Origin of the sequence: uncultured Shewanella sp., from assembly GCF_947491715.1 — a bacterium.
Taxonomy (GTDB): Bacteria; Pseudomonadota; Gammaproteobacteria; order Enterobacterales; family Shewanellaceae; genus Shewanella.
In genome coordinates, this window is sequence record NZ_CANLKR010000029.1 from 1 (window position 1) to 18986 (window position 18986).

Sequence of the window (18986 nt, forward strand, 5' to 3'; positions counted from 1 at the left end):
CTCAAATTAAAGCAGATACCTTTCTGGGCGGGAGTCTAATCGGCAATGGTGAGCAAATCACCAACTTAAATAACGAATACCTGCCGCCGCAAATAGATTTAACCCAGGGGAATACGGTTACCGGCACACAAGTAAAGGCCGAAACCTTAATCGGCAATGGCGAGAAAATCACCAACTTAAATAACGAACACCTGCCGCCACAAATAGATTTAAGCCAAGGGGATACCGTTACCGGAACACAAATAAAGGCCACTCAAATTAAAGCAGATACCTTTCTGGGCGGGAGTCTAATCGGCAATGGTGAACAAATCACCAACTTAAATAACGAACATCTGCCGCTGCAAATAGACTTAACCCAGGGGAATACGGTTACCGGTACACAAGTAAAGGCTGAAACCCTAATCGGCAATGGCGAGCAAATCACCAACTTAAATAACGAACACTTGCCGCCACAAATAGATTTAAGCCAAGGGGATACGGTTACCGGAACACAAATAAAGGCCGAAACCTTAATCGGCAATGGCGAGCAAATCACCAACTTAAATAACGAACACTTGCCGTCGCAAATAGATTTAACCCAAGGGAATACGGTTACCGGCACACAAATAAAGGCCGAAACCTTAATCGGCAATGGCGAGCAAATCACTAACTTAAATAACGAACACTTGCCGTCGCAAATAGATTTAAGCCAAGGGAATACGGTTACCGGCACACAAGTAAAGGCTGAAACCTTAATCGGCAATGGCGAGCAAATTACCAATTTAAATAACGAACACTTGCCGCCACAAATAGATTTAACCCAAGGGGATATGGTTACCGGTACACAAGTAAAGGCCACTCAAATTAAAGCAGATACCTTTCTGGGCGGGAGTCTAATCGGCAATGGTGAGCAAATCACCAACTTAAATAACGAACACCTGCCGCTGCAAATAGATTTAACCCAAGGGAATACGGTTACCGGCACACAAGTAAAGGCTGAAACCTTAATCGGCAATGGCGAGCAAATCACTAACTTAAATAACGAACACTTGCCGTCGCAAATAGATTTAAGCCAAGGGAATACGGTTACCGGCACACAAGTAAAGGCTGAAACCTTAATCGGCAATGGCGAGCAAATTACCAATTTAAATAACGAACACTTGCCACCACAAATAGATTTAACCCTAGGGGATACAATTACCGGTACACAAGTAAAAGCGGAAACCTTAATTGGCGATGGTTCACAGATCATAAACATAGCAGCCAATAATTTGCCGGCGATACCTAATGAAAAGCTTGATTTAATTACCACGAGTAACAAGGTAAATCGTAATAACCTGCCTGAAGCCAGTGGCACTCAAACCGGCATTGTCAGGCTGGCTCTAGCTGAAGAGGCTGAGCAAGGTACAGCCGCTAACCTTGCCATTTCGCCACTGTCTTTTGCCAGTGCCGCTAAATTAGAACATCATTTTGAATTTGTCGAAGATACCAATCAAACCATCACACTTGCCGATATTCCTGAAGGAAAAATCCTTGCTTTATATACCGATGTAAACTGAGGTCGAAATGTTATATACCAAAATTGACAACCAACTAAAAAAACTCTCAACTTGCCTGATCCAAACGAGTCATGGTGTAAAAAAACTTAGCCGCTTGATAATGAAGCAAGGTCAAACGGTAACCACTATTGCTATGCCGGATTCTTTCCCCGTGCTTGGAGAAGATAAGACTCCATATGATAGCGGTACCTTGGTGTTTAATGGCCTGGGGATTTTATTTACTCAGCCGGGAGCACATACTTTTACCATACCTTTTGGAGTGAAAAAGGTTCACATGGTGGCAATTGGCGCTGGCGGCAGTGGTGGCTTGGGAGGTGATCACGGCTCAGGAGGTGGCGGTGGCGGGCTTGCAGCCTTAAATGATGTTGCTGTTGGCCCAGGACAAGCATTAGACATTGATGTTGGTGCTGGCGGAAAAGGTGCTGTTAACAATACCGCTTATGGTTTTGGCATTGATGGCGGAGACAGCCAGGTGCAGGGATATTTATTGGCGACTGGCGGGAAGAAGGGAGGAAGTGATGGCGCAGCAAATAATGCTGCAGGTGAAGGGGGGGAAGGAAATATAATTATCTCAAACGTTGACGACTTTGTGGTTGGTACCGGGGGAAGCGGTGGTTTATCCAATCCAACTACAGGTATAGCTGTTGACGGCGGTGGTGGCGGCGGAGCGGCAGGTTATGGAGGAAATGGCGGTAATGGTGCTGGCGATGTGAATGGCGCTGTTAGCAATGCTTCAGGTGGCGTTTTGGGTGGCGGCGGCGGTGGCGGTACCACTAATAGTGGATTTAGAGGAGGAATGGGAGGAGGTGTCGGAGCTTTCGGCATAGGATCGGCTGGCAGTGGTGGCGCTTCATCAACAACAGGCAGAAATGGTTTTCCAGGTGAAGCGGGAAGTCAACACCTTAGCTATCCAAATGATGTGTTTGGAGCCGGGAGTGGTGGAGCAGACAATGTTGAAATTACAGTTGATGCCCAAAATGGTGCAGTTCTTATTTGCTGGGGAGAGCCATTAGTTTTGTCTTAAATCACTCACTAACTCACTTATTAAAGCAATCAATTTGGCGCTGGTTATTATTCCTGCTTCATATATATCTTCTCTCATTCATTCAATTTGTCGATGATAAGGACGTCCCATGAAACCACTGCAAGTGATGTTTATCATATTGTGTCTCTATTGCGGCGCATTAACCTTAAGCTGTGAGGCTAAGCCCTTGCCCAATGTCTATAGTGCGGAGCTCATTAAAGTCATTGATGCCGATACCATCAAAGTCCGACTCTTGTTATATCCGGGTTTACACCAGACAGTGAACCTGCGCATTGCGGGCATCGATACCCCCGAGTCTCGCCGTGGGGTCAAAAGTGGTCAACGTATTCGCGAATGTGAGATCATTTTAGGCCATCAGGCCAGCGATTATGCCCGCAACTTATTACACCATGCCCAGCAGTTACGGGTCAAAAATATCGACCCGACGCTCACCAAATACGCCAGCCGCATCAATGGCGAACTGTGGCTGCTAGACGGCGATTCTCCTATGAGTAATAGCATGAGCAATAGCATGAACAATGCCATGAACTATGGCGCGCATTTAATCGAACAAGGCTTGGCAGTGCCTTACACCGGCGGCGCTCGCCAGCCCTGGGAGTGTAAAACTAACCCCGCCACACCCGTTCAATAACAGCGACAAGGAGAGGATATGTATTTACAAAAAGAGCAGCAAGAAGATATGGTTACAAGCCAATCCAAGGAAAAAGTCGATTACATTCAAATGCGCAGTTATTCCCGTGCTGGGCGTTATGTGCCTGGGCAAAGTGGCTATCAAGCGCCCACTGTGAATCGCACCGGTCTGCCGGATCATGTTAAAGCGGGGGTGGAGCATTTATCTGGCGTGTCACTGGATCATGTTAAAGTGAATTATAATTCAGCCAAACCCGCACAGCTCAATGCCCATGCCTATGCGCAAGGCAGTGAAATCCACATGGCACCGGGCCAAAATAAACACGTGGCTCACGAGGCTTGGCATCTCACCCAGCAGGCCCAAGGCCGCGTGGCACCGACCACTCAGTTTGCAGGCCATGCCATTAACGACAGTCAAGCATTAGAGCATGAAGCCGATGTCATGGGCGCCAAAGCCGAAAGCATTGGCCGCAGCTTGGTCTAGAGCGCCTTCAGCGAAAAGCCTTGAGCAGGAGCCCTCAGCGGAAGCCTTTAGCGAATAGAAAGAAAAAGGATTGAATCATGTATGCACCATTACAGCTGACAAAGGATAAAAACAGGGTGGCCTTTAGCTCAATTACCACTTTTAAAAGAAAGAAAGCCCTCAGCGATGTTGATGGAAACCTATTTAGCAAACACAATGTATTGCAGACTCATAGTACTAGATCGACTCAGTCTATCGTTCAAAGGCGGGTACTTAACCTAGATAGTTCGGACCCCACAAGTGTTGAAGCAAGTAAAATAGCAGCGAATCGTGAGAGAGCTGTAGGTCGCTCCCCTGGCGTGATAATGACAGATGATGATATTCAGGCTCTGCTAACTATGGGTAAAGGTGAAGAACTAACAATCATAGCGCATGGAAGCCCGATGTTTGGTAAGGACGAACCGACGGTGGCAGGTAAAACAGCCCAAGAGCTATTTGACTATTTAGTACACACTGGATTGAGAGTTGAGCATACTGGTGTAATCAATCTTTCTGCATGCACTACGGCCTGGGCAAGATGGGGGGAGAAATCGTTTGCAGAGAGACTGAGAGATATACTTCAAAAGAATGGGCGCACAAATAAAGTGACAGGTTTTAGAAGTTTTGTGGAAAGTTTGGACGTCGATACGGAAGTTGAATCGGCATACGATGAACGGGAAACTCGATTGGCACTGGCACATTTTGGAAGATACACCATGGCGTTTATGAAATTGGTGGATAGAGAAGAAACAGAGGATGAGAAAAATGAAGTAGTGCAATCATTGGTGAAAAGCGCACAAAATCATATCAGGGAGGTGAGCAAAGCGGGCTCTAGCATCGAAAGGGTATCACAGATACCTCAAGAGGTGCAAGATTATCATCTAGCTATAGGTCAACTTTTAATGTCTTTCAAAAGGCGGTATAACGAAAACGATACTCCGAGTAAAAAGGCGGCGTTTTCAGGGGGAGTATATGAAGAAATGAGAGTTATACACCACACACTCAGGAATCAGGCATTTGGGGGAAAAGATGAAAGTCCGAAAGTGACTGCTTTGCCGGTGACATTTGATAATCGATAGATTAGGGTGATGCTGCGCTTTGTTAGTTATGCTTTTCGGCGCAACTATTTGAAATATAAATCAATTTATCGTGATTTCCCATCATCAAATCCTAACATTAAAACACTTTTTAGCTTCACTCTTGTTCCTATTGATTTACAACTAGTGTTCTGGCATTACTCACAGAAGCACCCTCCGTGGCCCGAAGGCAACTGAAGAAAGCCAATAACAATGAATACAGTCCAAATTTAAAAAGGATTGAGATATGTATGTACCATTGCAGAAAAAAGAGAATACCTTGGTCGTCGGTAGTCGGGGAAGTAAGGGGATAAAGAATTCTGTTGCTCAGAGGAAAAATAATGGAGAGCAAGGTTTTGGTTTTGTGGATAATCGACCTGAGAGTGTTGTGCAAAGAAAAATGCAGTCACAAGCCAATATTACTTCTTTTTTACCAATTCAGAAAAAAGAAGATAATACTGGACTACCTGATAATCTAAAATCTGGCATTGAAAATCTGTCGGGCTACTCAATGGATGATGTGAAAGTAGACTACAGCTCCAGTAAGCCTGCACAATTACAAGCGTACGCTTACGCCCAAGGTTCTGATATTCGCTTAACTGCTGGGCAAGGAAGACTGAGTACCTGCCAATTATATTCTAAAAAAGTAATTGAATTGGCAAAAAACAGCCTAAAGGATAAAAATAGTCTAGACAAGAAAATAGCGAAAATAAAAAAACTTATTCCATATATCGATCATTCTATCATGAAAGATGCTATTCGTTACATGTTGGAAGAAACGAAGGAGCAAGATAATGATTTACAGAGTTTAATCATCGCTGGGGTCGAGCCCACCAAGGCTGCTCTAGAAGCTATACAAGTCGCATCTTGGTCCTACGACCATGTTTCAAAAAGGATGTATTACTTAGGTAAAGATCCTGAAAATGCAAAAGTACATGATTTATATAAAGACTATGAAAATATGGATGTCATGCCAGAAATAGGGATACCTGATTCAAATCAGAAAAAATATAAGGCAAAATTATATTATGACCCTGGAATAGTGGAGGCTTCGAAAGAAAACAAAAAAGAGTGTCAATTGAATGATGATTATAAAGAGCTTATAGAAATAATGGGGATGAAAGAAGCCCAAAAAATAATGTACAAACAAGTTGATCATTACTCACAAGATGATCCAAAAACTGGACGCAGAAAATTGATAAACACAGCATTGGCGCTGTACAAAGGGAGGATAGTCCCTGACTCTCTGATTACCTCCAACACAGCTCCTGATGAGTTACGAAAAGAACATTTCAAGTCGCCTAGAGGTATCACAACGTCAAGCAATAAATACTGTTCAGATCAATACGCTATCAGCGAGTCATATATGAACGCCTTAAAAAAATTGGATGACAAAAAGACCCTAAGACCAGAAGATCTTCAAATTTTACAAAAAGATTTTTTAGAACCGTGTAGAAATGACAACAGGATCAATCAGGGCTTTGCAAATTCTCGGGGAATTAGGATTCAAACCATCGCTCCCTCTTCTAGGGGGGGCAACACTACACATTGGGATTTCGCTCCGAAAAACAATGATTATGAGCAAAGCATCAAAAAAGGGAAGGATGCCTCTACAATACTTGACCATTTAAGACTGCGACTTAATGAGGTCGAAAAAGTCATCGAAAATAGAAATCTAAAAGAAGAGAAACCATTTGGAAATTTATTTTATCGGGATAAGGAATTAAGCACGATCAAAGAAATAAAAAATTACAAAAAATATACAGACAGACAACTGTTCGCTTTTAAACAAGAACTTACTGAAAGACTAAATAGATACCAAAACGTAAAGGATGCTGAAGGCAAAGTCGGTGAAAATGATGGTAATAAGCTTATCGCCGAAAATGCAGAGTGGGAGGGAGGAAAAGTAGCTGTTGAAGGAAAGCGACTAGCGGACCCGTTGAACTCCCGAAATAACAACAAAGATTTGTACAGGGGAGAAGAAAAAAGAGAAAAATACGAGAAAAAACGGTGGACTGCTATTACTGAAAAGCTGCATGTAACAAAAGAGGAACGACTCTTATTGGAAATAAAAGAAATGTTGATAAAGAAAAGAAGTGACGCTATCGACAAAAAGGAGCAGTTACCTAAATCTAAAAAAGCTGATACACCTAAACAAGCAGAGTTAAGAGGTGAGTATAATAATGCAATTAATATTTTGAACGCTGATTTAGATGATGTTGAATTACAATTAAAAGGCAAACAGGGGGAAACTCAGAAAGAGGTGGGAAAACTAGAAAGTCGAATCACATCCTATGAGAATAGAATAATTGAAATAAATAGGATGGTTGACCCTATCAGTCATCAACCTAATGTGGTTCCTGTCAAGGGGGGCGAAGACTTAAAAATAAACGAAACCAGTGATCCTGATTCATATCCAGTACAGGGTGATGTTCAATTATTGCTTGCCCGATACTATAGCCTACTAGATCAAGGAAAAAAATTGTCCTTTGATGAATACCAAGAAATTTTACTAAAGGAACAGGATAAAGATAGCGAAAATGAAAAAAAACAAGTAGATAGGGAATTGGAACGGTTAGGAAGAAGAAGAATAAATACACTTGGAGATGGTGACTGCCTATTTAATTCTGTTTCAAATCAATCGGAATTGGGTCTTTCAGTTAGCGAATTAAGAAACATCGTAGCTTACTTGATCGAAGATAATAGGCACTTGATCCAAGACTGGCTTCCAGGTGGCACATCGATTGCTAATGTCGCCGATGAGATAAGAAACAATGGAAGATGGGCAGGAAATACCGGAGATTATGCTCCCAATTTAATAGCTACCGCCTTGGGGAGGCCCATTACGATTGTCCTAAATGGTGCGACCTTGACTCTTGAGCCCAATCAAAACATGGCTCGAAGAGTAAACTTAAGAGTCCAAAATGAGATTGTAGTTGTTTATTCTGGTAATCATTACGATGCCACTTTACCAATGAAAAAGTCATCTGAAATGCCTGTAAAACCTGTGGGGATTTTGGAGGATTTGAATCAAATGCAGATTAAACGGAAGTACACTTTATAAAGACTCAGTGACTCTGTAAATAATTCTTTTTAACAAGCAGCGCTAACAAGACAGTCATGTTAAAGAAAACGCTGCATCCCACCTGGCTATTTGCGCAAATCATCAGGCGAGGGTAAGGGGGCAGGAGGAAAGAAAAAGCTAGGACAAGCACGCAAATTCTTAATTCTAAACGCCCCTACCATTCAAGCCCATAACAAAACCTAAAAATCATTAAAAACGCTTTTTAGCCCAATTGTTATCGGCCATGAAGAAAAAGCCTATAACAATCGCTAAAGAAATTATAATTTACCCCGTAAGTCGAAGACCATCGGAGGAGGTTTGAGATATGTATGAGCAAGTAGAGAAGCCGAAAGAGAATAAAAGTAGAGCGGTTGCTAATTCTGTTAAACAGAAGAAGAGCTGTGGGATGGAAGGTTTTGGGGTTGTTGATAATCGACAAAATCTAGCGCCCAAAAAGGTATTAAGTACATACAATGGGAATATGCTTAAAAAACATATGATTCAAAGGAAAATCGATACCACGGAATTCACTCACACCACTGAGCAAGACAAACTGAACAGAGTAATTGACAAATTCATGGATACGAACAAAGGAATCGGGCCGTTAAAAGATGAAAACTATACTGTTCGCATCGAAACAGCACCAGCCAATGGAGGGCTATGGGCTAGTACGGAATCGACAGGTATCGACGAAAGTACTATACAGGTTGGGAAATATAACGCTCGTGAACCAATGGAGAGAATCTTAGAAACCCTATCTCATGAGTTTGTGTTACACGTGATGCCTGAATATGCCAAGCCAGGGCACGACAGAGACAACCAGACACCTGGAAAGGAAAACGTAACTGAGCACTTACCATTGATATGGTATCAACTTAACCCCGGGTATATGAACAGGTTAATATTGACGGGTACAAACCTTGAAAATGAGGATTCTAGAAATAACTATAAGGATTGGCTTATAAAAGACATCAATTCCCATGGTGATCAGGTTGCGAGGTATATGGACCTTGCAGCCCCAAGGTATCCTATGGATGCGCCTTGGGCTATCAATGCAGTCCAAATCTATGACTTGGTCGGAGGTAAGTATCAACTAAATGACATAGGAAAAGATAGACTTCAAAACACAATCCAGTATGTAAATGCACAGTTTGAGCTATACGCGTAAAGGAGCTGAATTCGTTATTTTTATCCTCCTAATGGTAGGTAGTAACATAAGCAATAATTATAAATATTTTTAAAATATGGATGAACCGACCTAGCCTATAACAAAACCTAAAAATCATTAAAACGTCTTTTAGTCCAATTGTTATCGGTAATTGCTCCTGCATTACTCTAATAGGTCACATCCCTGTAACGATAGGCAATGAAAGAAAGCCACTTTTTCTAACAAAGAATGATAGGGATATCGGAAATGCCTGAAAAACAGGAGCACATCTTGTCATAAAGAGCTGGCTAACATCAATAAAATCCAATTTAAAAGGTTTGAGATATGTATGCACAATTAGAGAAGCCAAAAGAAAATAAAAGTAGGGCGGTTGCTAATTCGGTTGCCCAGAAGAAAAATAATGTGAAACCAGATTTTAGGTTCATGAGAAATCGTTCGTCTCAACTAAGTCAATTCACTCATAAAACAATAAATAATGATCAAATTATGCAACTCGCACAAGTTGTTGAAACCGAGTCAGGCACATACACAGCAGATACATATACCAAAACAGACAAAGCAAATAAGCTGGGTGCTATTATGTCGTTGAAGTTTATGACTAAAAGCGCCAAAATGAAGTTAAAAGCCGAAAAAATTGGCCTGATACAAGTAGTAGAGCAAAAAATTGGTGAAGAAAGGGAAGATACGTACCCGCAGCATAAAAAAACTACTGCGGACAATGGGTATAGAATTGATAGAGGTCATGTGGCACAAAATCCGATCTATGGTGCACCCAATAACTTAGATAATGATGATATAGAAAAAACTTCCGTAAGTGATGAGTTTAACAAATACAAACTAGGGAGCCATGTGCAAATGCCAATGCTGGGCGATGATGTTCATGCGAGAGAAGCGGCTGAACTGAATGATCATGCCCAAGTTACAACGGGTAAAAAAAGAAGCATGAAATTTGAAGTATCCGCTCTCGTTATTAAAGGGGGGGATAAAGGAAAAAACCTTGGTAGTATTCAATGGGGCTGGACAAGCGAGGATGGATCAAACACAACGTTAATCCCATTAACTAAATTATCAGATGGAATAAGTCTTAATTTATTAGGTGCTAAGGAAAAGTGGAATGAAGTAGACCGAGCTAGGGGAAAGTACCTAAAAGCCAAGAACGAGACTACATTAATAAATGTACAGAAATATGAAGAAGAGGGCTGGAAGGACGTGGAAGGAGGCAATAAGCTTGTTTCAAAAGATACAAAACTACAGGCTACGGATGAGGTCGCATCAACAAATCAGGATAGCCTCATAATGAATCAGGTAACTTGGATAGAGAATGGTGTTCAATTCTTGGGCGACATCAAATTAGTTGACGTGAAAATTCACAATGTTCAACTTGATAAAAATACTTACAAAATTCCATAGATGTTTGCAGGGTAATGAACTAAAAAGAAACAATTGCTGAAGGGCAGAGGGTAATACGAACCCATAACAAAACCTAAAAGCCATTAAAACAGCTTTAAGCCCAATTGTTATTACCCTGGTTTTAAAAAAATGTTCCTGACATGACTCACATAAGCACCCTCCATGGCGCGAAGGCAATGAAAGAAAGCCACTTTTTCTAACAAAGAATGATAGGGATATCGGAAATGCCTGAAAAACAGGAGCACATCTTGTCATAAAGAGTCGATGAACAATCACTAAATCTAATTTAAAAGGATTGAATAATGTATGCACCATTACAGCTGATAAAGAATGAAAGTCGGGAAGTTGGTAATTCTGTTGTTCAGAAGACGGTGAAACGCGGGTGGCATCGCGATAACTTTCAGGACAAGTCGCGAGCCTCGTCACCTATAACATCGCTACTAAGCACTAATAATCAGGGCATAACATATGTGGACAGTATACGCGAACAAGAAAAAGCTGTAGTGAAAGCACTAGGAAATAATGTCACCCAATGTTCGATGCCTAAAGACAGTGGAACTGAAAAATTCTTGAATGAAAATGATTATGATAAAGAAGGAGACTATTACTATAAGAATAATGATGAAGACGGTGTAAGCGATACATTTACAAAAAGGTTTAAGGGGGAAAGAGGAAAAGTGACCGAGAATATAAGGAACGGTCTTTTTGATTTAATATCATTCACTAATGAGAAAATGATAATTGAGAACTCATTTGGCGAAAAAAGAAACGAACTAAGCGATAAGAATGACGGGGCCGTCGATATTAAAGTGAAAATAACAAGAGCTAAAGACAGTGACAATATAACACTGCATGATATCTATCTGAATCCAGTATTATATGATGGTCCAAATGACGACGTTGTGACAAGGATAGATCCTTATGGCACTGATATTATTTCTTCAATCCGGAACGATATAAAGTGGCACTCACTACTACTTCAACAACCTCCCTTTCAAACTGAAGGCTCGAATACAGCGAAAGATATGGACAAGCAGAAAGTAAAGACTTCGACGATAGAGCACATAGTGCATGAAAAAACAAAAGAGCTTGCTTTATCAATAGCGGAGAACATGATCGATACAAGAACAAAATACGAACAAGCCATAAAGGAACGAAGAGTGCTAGTAGAGGATGGCACAGACTCAGAAGGCTATTACATAAACACAATAAGCTTTGTGGTGTCGCAAGAGCATATCGATTCTCTATTAGTAGGGCCAGTTCGGTTGGGAGAAAAGCTTTTGAAAGGTAATATTGAATCAATGCAAATAATACTTAGAGCTAACGAGGAAGCAATTGAAATGGAATATGGCGACGACGGTAAGATTGCCGAATTTGATAGTCAATGGGTCGATGTTGTGATTACCGAAGCGTAGATTCGGGAAACGGGTCACCCATTTAGAGCAGCCGTGTCACTCACTTTCCACTCCCATCACTAAACCCATAACAAGTCCTAAAAACTATTGAAAACGTCTTTATAGCCAAATTGTTATAGGCAATTGAAGACAGCCTATAACAATGATTAAAGTCTAATTAAAAAGGTTTGAGATATGTTTGAACAAGTAAATAAACCAAAAGAGAATAAAAGTAAGGTGGTTGCTAATTCTGTTGCGCAGAAGAAGGTGAAGCAAGGTTTTGGGTTTTTAGATAATCGCGCTGAAGGACTATATCGTAATAACAGTAAAACTCTTCAGCGCGTTGTATATACTGGACAGGGTCATTTTCGTAAAGAACTAACGTTGGATGAGTTTGCAAGAAAAGTGAAAAATCTGGATATTGGAATAAAGAATAGTGGAGATAGACAGCGTAAAGTAATGCAAATATTTAACAGGGAGAATTTACCCCTTGATAAAGCCATCAAATTGTTAACTCCAGATACCAGTAATCCGCAAAACCAACAAAATACTAATCAATCATCGTCAATTACCAGTGGCACTACGAATTCACTAGTACAAGAAGGTACTAAACCTGACACATCCGCACAAGAAATAATGGTCCCTCAAATACAACACGAGCAGCAAGTTCAAGAGACGCAACCGAGTTTAATGGGATTGAAAGAATCCAAAAACAAACAAGTTGTTCTTAATGAGTTAGGTGAAGAAGTCAGCGAGGTCAGTGGTGGTAAGAAAGTAAAGCGCGAAGATTTTAAGTCAGGTAATACGTATGACTATAAACTGCTAAAAAAAGGAAAAGCCAGTGAAGACATAAAACATAAACTTGAAATAGCTGGAATACATAAATTTAGCCAAGTTTATATGTCTGAAACCTTAAAAATGTCAGTTAAGGAGCATGGTTTCGGACCTGGTGATTTTTATAAAATCACCTTCATGTTTGTAATTAATAAAGGGGTAAAGGAACCAATATTTGAAAAAATACAAAACAAAGTTGGGCTGCCCAAAGAGTTAGGTGGTTATAAATATGATAGCTCTAAAGCTCGAGAGAAAGAGCCTAAGAATACATTTAGATCAGAAATATTTAAAGTGGATGAATTGGTGGATACTTTTAAGGAAACACCATTCGGAAAAATTCTAAATCACTTTCTTCCTGCTGATAAAAAAGTAACTAGAGTTGGCACCAAAGTGCTAAAAACTGAAGATAGCAACGAACATAGTCTGATTGAGGTGAAATGTTGGGTCGGTGAAAAGTAATGTTACGTGAACGAGCGTAATCAAGCTAACGTATCATAAATTATGGAGAAATTTATTTGATTACGTATTTTAGCAACCAAAGCCCATAACAAAACCTAAAAGCCATTGAAAACGTCTTATAGCCCAATAAAGTTCTTATAGACATATATGGACGCTCCCCTATAGTCAAGCCTGTTTTAGCCTGTTTTAGCCTGTTTTAGCCTGTTTTAGCCTGTTTTAGCCTGTTTTAGCTTGTTTTGAACGTAAAAATCTAGCCAAGGTCGTAATAGGCCTTGGTAATAAAAACTAAACCCTCATTCTTACTTACTCAGTTTTGGTCATTGGTCTCGATGTTGGCGATTTATTTTGCTCAAACTCGCTCAAGGCGGTTGTACTGACATATATACGGGCTTAACAAGATGGCTTGCGCCCCTAATGCCTAATATTGACGAATTAGCGAACCAACACACCCAATAAAAGAAATAAACACCCAAACGGATTGTTAACGTTAAGTCATATCCTTGCCTCTGACGGGTTTATGTTGGTTGGACTGAGCCATTTCTTCATCGATGCTGACAATTCAGTAAGGAATAAGGTGCTATTGGGCGCTCATACACCCACTCGGGTTATTGTTGCATCTTGTGATGTTACCCTTGTCTTGACCGAGCTTAACCCAATAGCGAATTTCTTTGCATGTTTCGGTTCCATTAAGCCACCTCAACTAAGCAGGCTTGTGTTTGGTAAGGTGTTTGTTTTTTCAATAATACCCACATAATCCTTGCCAATTTATGTGCGGTGGCAATGGTGGCTTTATTAAAGCCTACTCGCTCTTTTAGCTGGGTGATCCATTGATTAAGTACATCATTTTTCTTATGAGCATGACTGACCACTGTTCTGGCACCATGAATAAGCTGTTTGCGTAAATAGCGGTCGCCACGTTTGCTTATCTTGCCTAGGGTGCTTTTATTACCCGATGCATATTGTCTTGGTGTGAGCCCCAACCAAACGGCGAGCTCTTTTGGCGAGCTGAAAGCTTGGCCTTTGTCGATAGCGGCTTCGAAGGCTGACGCAATGATATAGCCAATACCAGGGAGACTCATGAGGATTTGCCCAATAGCCGACTTTTCAACTAATTGCTTTATAAGCGCGTTAATGGATTTTAGCTGAGTCGATATCATGAGGTATTCATCATAAATCTGGTTAACTAAAAACTTAATCGTGGATCTTTGCTGTTCATCACAAATAATATCCCACATGGCTTGTTTAAATGCCGTAAAACCTTGTGGGAACACAATGCCAAAATCAACGAGCAAGCCACGAATTTGATTGGTGCAGGCAATACGCTGCTTAATCAAACGTTCGCGTATACGGTGCATCATTAATATTTCTTGCTGTTCCTCTGTCTTGATAGGCACGAAGCGAATATGAGGGCGAGAACTGGCTTCAAAAATAGCTAATGCATCATTGCTGTCATTCTTATTTCCCCGCACAAAAGGGGTAACGTGTTGTGCTGGTATGAGCTTTACTTCATGACCCGCTTGTCGACAAAACCGCCCCCAATAATGAGAAGAATAACAGGCCTCCATGACGATGGTGCAAGGGGAATGATTGACGATAAACTCACGTAATTGAGTGTTTGAATGTTTGGGGTCAAGTCACTGGATCAATAATTTGCTAATACAGTGGCGTGCTTCTACAGTTAACGTATTCATTTCTCAATTGACTTGCGTATGCCTAGAGCGCTTAGGATTGAATATGACCATGCCTTTTATCATGTGATGAATCGGGGTAAAGGTCGGCAAGTAATTTTTCATAATCGGGACTATTACTTAGCCTTTCTGACCACGCTGGAGGAAGTGCATTGTCGCTTTGACTGTGTGATCCATGCGTACTGTTTGATGGGGAATCAGTAAAACGCTGGGAGCGTTTTACAACAGCTTTAGCTGACCCGAAGGGCGAAAGGCAGGATGCCTGAAGTAATATCATCTACTCATAGAAACGCCCAAAGCTAATCTCGGGCGTATTATGCGCCATATTAACGGTGTGTATACCCAAAGATACAACAAACTTAAGCGTACCGATGGTCCCCTGTTTCGTGGACGCTACAAGGCTATTTTAGTCGAGGCCGATGAATACCTATTGCAGTTAAGTCGCTATATTCACCGCAACCCTATCGAAATGAAATGGCCTTTGGTGACGTCTTTAGATCAGTATCCTTGGTCCAGCTACTGCGCGTTTATTAATGAAGCTGAACCACCTAAATGGTTAGCGCGAGAAATGACTTATAAGATGCTTGGAGATCATGAATGCTATAAAGGATATAAACGTTTTGTTTTACAAGGGAATAGTAAAGATGTTGTTGACTTTTATAGGCATAACCTAGGACAGATATTGGGCAGTGACACTTATAAAGCGTTTATTTGTGAGCAGTTTCTAGCTGATGCAGCAATACGGACAGTGAGTCAGGAGCGCCGACCAGATTTGACGATAGATGAGGTGGTTAATAGTGTTGCTGATTTTTATGGAGTAGATGCGACCAGTTTATATTTGTCAATTCGTGGATTGAGCGAGGAAAATGAAGGTCGTAAGGTCGCGATGTATCTTTGCCAAGAAATGTTGGATAGTCGATTGGTCAGTTTAAGTCATGTATTTAATTTAAGTCATCCTGGTTCAGTCAGCTATGTGACCTCAAAAGTGCGACAACGGATGCTTAACGATATTAAGTTTGCTCTACGTGTAAATCGGCTTCGTCGGCAAATCATTGATCAAGCGACTTGACCCCTTTTCTTTTTTTGCTATTGATGTCGCGGCCTATGCAGTGATGAGTAATCATCTACATGTAGTACTTTATATTGATGTTGCTAAAGCCAACAGCTGGTCAGATAGAGAAGTGGTTGAGGAGTGGCATCAGTTATTTAACGGTACTCAAATTACTCGTCAATTTGCTAAAGGTGAAGTGATTGAAGCACATCAAGTGACCCAATTAAAACATCAAATTTCGATTTACCGTTCACGGCTTAGTGATATTAGTTGGTTTATGCGTTGCCTTAATGAGCCGATAGCAAGGCAAGCGAATATGGAAGATAACTGCACGGGTCACTTTTGGGAAGGAAGGTTTAAAAGCCAAGCTTTACTCGATGAAGCGGCTGTATTAGCTTGTATGGCTTATGTTGAATTGAATCCTATTCGTGCAAAGATGGCGAGTACACCAGAGCAATCAGACTACACTAGCCTCAAATTACGTATTGAAGCCGCATTAACGGGTAAGCAGCCTAAACGACTTCTCCCTTTTATCGGCAATGAACGTCAACATCAACCCAAAGGTGTTGCCTTCGCATTGAAAGACTATCTTGAGTTAGTTGATGAAACTGGCAGAGTTATCCGCAATGACAAGCGGGGATCAATATCTGCCAATGCAGATAAGATATTGGCTAGGCTAAACATTCCAGCTGAAAATTGGCTAAAAATTATCACAGAGTTTGGCGCATTGTTTCATGGCCCTGTCGGTACGTTGCAAGAACTCAGTCGCTATTGTGAGCATTTAGATAAACGACGACGGCATTTCTCAAAATGCTGTCAGTATATGCCTATAGGCTAGCGCGCAGCTTATTTTAATATGTTAAACGTTAAGACTAGGAACCTCAGCCTCATATTATAAAAGGCCAACTGAGTCGGTACTTTTCACATCAAAACTCACTCATTCCGTTAATCTTTTATTCATTTTCTCAGATCAGCAGCAGGCATTACGTTAAAAATAGGCAGATCATGATTTGATAAATCATGAGTGCTGAACTCTAGCGAAAATCTCCGTATGTTACTGATTAATAATGGCTGGCTTTAAATAATAATTGAATGCATTTATGTCATTTTTATTTATACCCGTGCCGATCTACTTTTAGTGGCTTAAGTAAAGCCATCTTTTGTACGCCAATTATTATTACGCATTGACCTCATTTTAACTTGCCAAAAGCTTATCAAGCACTGCCGTCGACAGTTGATTTATGCTGTGCCTATTGCGGTGCCTATTGCTGTGCATGCGAATAAAATACGAAGGTTTAACTTTTTACTTAAAATATTGAATAAGTTAATTAAAACAAGATGTTTGTGCTGTTTGTATTTGATGATGCCAAGGGCATTTTTTGCGAGGGATGAGCATATGTTAAAGGACAAGGTTAAAAGGAAGAAGTGTCAAAATGATACGTTTTCGATGTTTAGCGAGAAGTTTAGCGAGATGCTCAGCAAGAGAGCCTGCCTGATAGCGAGGATAGTAGCGAGGATAGTGGCGAGGATAAGGGTCTTTGGCTGGGCAGTGTTATTCATTGTTTGCTTGTTGAGTCTCAGTCAAGTGGCGCTTGCAGGGCAGGAAACTGCAGGAGAGGATATAACAGGGCAGGAAACACCAGGACAGGAAACACTAGGGCAGGTGACGCTAGATGATTTACCACGATTAACACGCAAGCCTTGGTATCAGCGGCTCGATTATGTGCTCAGTTTGCGCCGAGACATTGAAACCATCACTATGCCCCAAAGTACGGCCAAAGACAGTGAACGCTTTACCATAGACTCAGCGCCCTTTGATATGGCGTTTACAGTGGGGGGCAATCTGTTTGATAACACCTCTGTGTTTGCTGAGATAATGATGAATCGCAATCAATATACCTATAACCAAGCGAACCCTAAGGTGGGAGTAGACTCATCAGAATGGCGGCTGGATGTGCTATTGGAGCATGATTTTGGTGGTGGCTATACTATTGGGGTGGATGGTTATTATGCTGATCGCAGCGATAAGTATAATATCGAATATCAGCTGCCTGAGCAGACAATGATCCAGCGATATAATGATGACACCAAAGCCGTTGGCACCGATCTAATGGCCTCTCGCAGTTTCTTTTTTGATCCTTTTGATGTGCCCTTGCTGATGCGTTTAGATTATAACTTGAGTTATTGGCGCTCTCAGGGCAATGAAGACACGGTTTCTCGGCATTATCAAAACCTGGCGCTGAGTCAGGCCATGCAGTGGCGCTTTGATTTGCAGAGTGTGTTAAGCCTGCAATATGTGGACTTTCCCAGCGATTACTTTGTGTTTACCGAATATATCGGCGATGTGTATTTTGTCTCAGCTGAAATTAATTATCGATTCACTCAAGCGAGTCAATTTTCCTTGGGCTGGCAGCGGCTTGAATTTGGTACCCGATCAAACATAGTGACCTGGTCATTTCGTTTTGAATACCAGTTTGGTCTGGATGAGGGCAAACGGCGAGCGAGGCAATACCGAGTACCTAAGCCCATTTACCGTATTCGTGGGCTATTGCATTGAGACTGGATCACAGCAGAGATAATCCTGTGCACGGCGATGCTTTGTTCTCATATTATTTTCTCTTATTACTTTCTTTTAAAGGACCCATTTTATGCCATTAGTGTGTGTCGGTGGGGCTAAGGTGAGTATTCCTATGCCCCCAGGATATAGCTTGCTTGAAAAACAAGAAGATACTTTACCCGCGACGAAACAAACCCTGTTTGGCTGTATGGATAATGTGCTCATTCAAGCCGATTTAGAGGCATGGGCAAAAAATTATCTGAGCGCGTATGAGAAAATAGGTTATAACCAAGGAAAACTGGGTGATGGCACTGTGGTGGTGGCAAAACTGGCGCAAAAAACCTTTTCGAAAAGCGCTGTGGTGACAATGGAAACCACAGTGACTTTACAGTTAAAAGTACTGACACCAGGACCTGCAAAATCGCCCAATACCCCACCGGATACCATGCCGCCGCCGCCGATAAACGTGACCTTTACCGACGCTGGGCAAGCACTCCTTTTTTCTTTGTAAAACAGGATAGAAAAGGCGTTCTGTTAATGGATGCCCTTAATCACCACCCGCTATGTAGG

14 protein-coding genes and 1 pseudogene are annotated in these 18986 nt (G+C 41.4%); 14 read left to right on the forward strand and 1 reads right to left on the reverse strand.

Annotated elements, in window-relative coordinates; genetic code table 11:
* From Q0779_RS17415 to Q0779_RS17460, 10 genes are all read left to right on the forward strand, one after another.
* Positions 1–1538: hypothetical protein (locus Q0779_RS17415; RefSeq protein ID WP_298774502.1), on the forward strand; the 1538-nt coding region annotated here is incomplete at its 5' end.
* 7 nt (positions 1539–1545) lie between these two features.
* A complete protein-coding gene (locus Q0779_RS17420) occupies positions 1546–2562 on the forward strand; it encodes a hypothetical protein (protein ID WP_298774504.1) in 1017 nt (338 codons plus the stop codon).
* Positions 2563–2671: 109 nt separating this feature from the next.
* Entirely contained in the window at positions 2672–3214 is a 543-nt protein-coding gene (locus tag Q0779_RS17425) for a hypothetical protein (protein WP_298774506.1), read from the forward strand.
* Between the two features lie 18 nt (positions 3215–3232).
* Entirely contained in the window at positions 3233–3697 is a 465-nt protein-coding gene (locus Q0779_RS17430) for a DUF4157 domain-containing protein (RefSeq protein WP_298774507.1), read from the forward strand.
* Positions 3698–3774: 77 nt separating this feature from the next.
* On the forward strand, positions 3775–4794 hold the full coding sequence (locus Q0779_RS17435) for a hypothetical protein (RefSeq protein WP_298774509.1): 1020 nt from the start codon (positions 3775–3777) through the stop codon (positions 4792–4794).
* 244 nt (positions 4795–5038) lie between these two features.
* Positions 5039–7855: an OTU domain-containing protein gene (locus Q0779_RS17440; protein WP_298774511.1), complete on the forward strand. Its 2817-nt coding sequence runs from the start codon at positions 5039–5041 to the stop codon at positions 7853–7855.
* A gap of 325 nt (positions 7856–8180) precedes the next feature.
* Positions 8181–9023: a hypothetical protein gene (locus Q0779_RS17445; RefSeq protein WP_298774514.1), complete on the forward strand. Its 843-nt coding sequence runs from the start codon at positions 8181–8183 to the stop codon at positions 9021–9023.
* A gap of 324 nt (positions 9024–9347) precedes the next feature.
* On the forward strand, positions 9348–10433 hold the full coding sequence (locus Q0779_RS17450; protein WP_298774515.1) for a hypothetical protein: 1086 nt from the start codon (positions 9348–9350) through the stop codon (positions 10431–10433).
* 302 nt (positions 10434–10735) lie between these two features.
* Entirely contained in the window at positions 10736–11848 is a 1113-nt protein-coding gene (locus Q0779_RS17455) for a hypothetical protein (RefSeq protein ID WP_298774518.1), read from the forward strand.
* A gap of 174 nt (positions 11849–12022) precedes the next feature.
* Complete coding sequence (locus Q0779_RS17460) at positions 12023–13120, forward strand: hypothetical protein (RefSeq protein ID WP_298774519.1); 1098 nt, start codon at positions 12023–12025, stop codon at positions 13118–13120.
* Between the two features lie 686 nt (positions 13121–13806).
* On the opposite strand, the pseudogene Q0779_RS17465 reads toward Q0779_RS17460, so the two are convergent.
* Positions 13807–14745, reverse strand: a pseudogene (locus Q0779_RS17465) (IS110 family transposase); the annotation flags it as partial.
* A 379-nt stretch (positions 14746–15124) separates the two neighbouring features.
* On the opposite strand from Q0779_RS17465, the gene Q0779_RS17470 reads away from it, so the two are divergent.
* From Q0779_RS17470 to Q0779_RS17485, 4 genes are all read left to right on the forward strand, one after another.
* Positions 15125–15877, forward strand: coding sequence for a hypothetical protein (locus Q0779_RS17470; protein ID WP_298774523.1), 753 nt, complete (start codon positions 15125–15127; stop codon positions 15875–15877).
* 43 nt (positions 15878–15920) lie between these two features.
* Positions 15921–16697 carry a transposase gene (locus tag Q0779_RS17475; RefSeq protein WP_298774570.1) on the forward strand — a complete coding sequence of 259 codons (777 nt, stop codon included), beginning with the start codon at positions 15921–15923 and terminating at the stop codon, positions 16695–16697.
* Between the two features lie 681 nt (positions 16698–17378).
* Positions 17379–18416: a hypothetical protein gene (locus Q0779_RS17480; protein ID WP_298774525.1), complete on the forward strand. Its 1038-nt coding sequence runs from the start codon at positions 17379–17381 to the stop codon at positions 18414–18416.
* A 91-nt stretch (positions 18417–18507) separates the two neighbouring features.
* Positions 18508–18927, forward strand: coding sequence for a hypothetical protein (locus Q0779_RS17485; protein WP_298774526.1), 420 nt, complete (start codon positions 18508–18510; stop codon positions 18925–18927).
* The last annotated feature ends 59 nt before the right edge of the window (positions 18928–18986 follow it).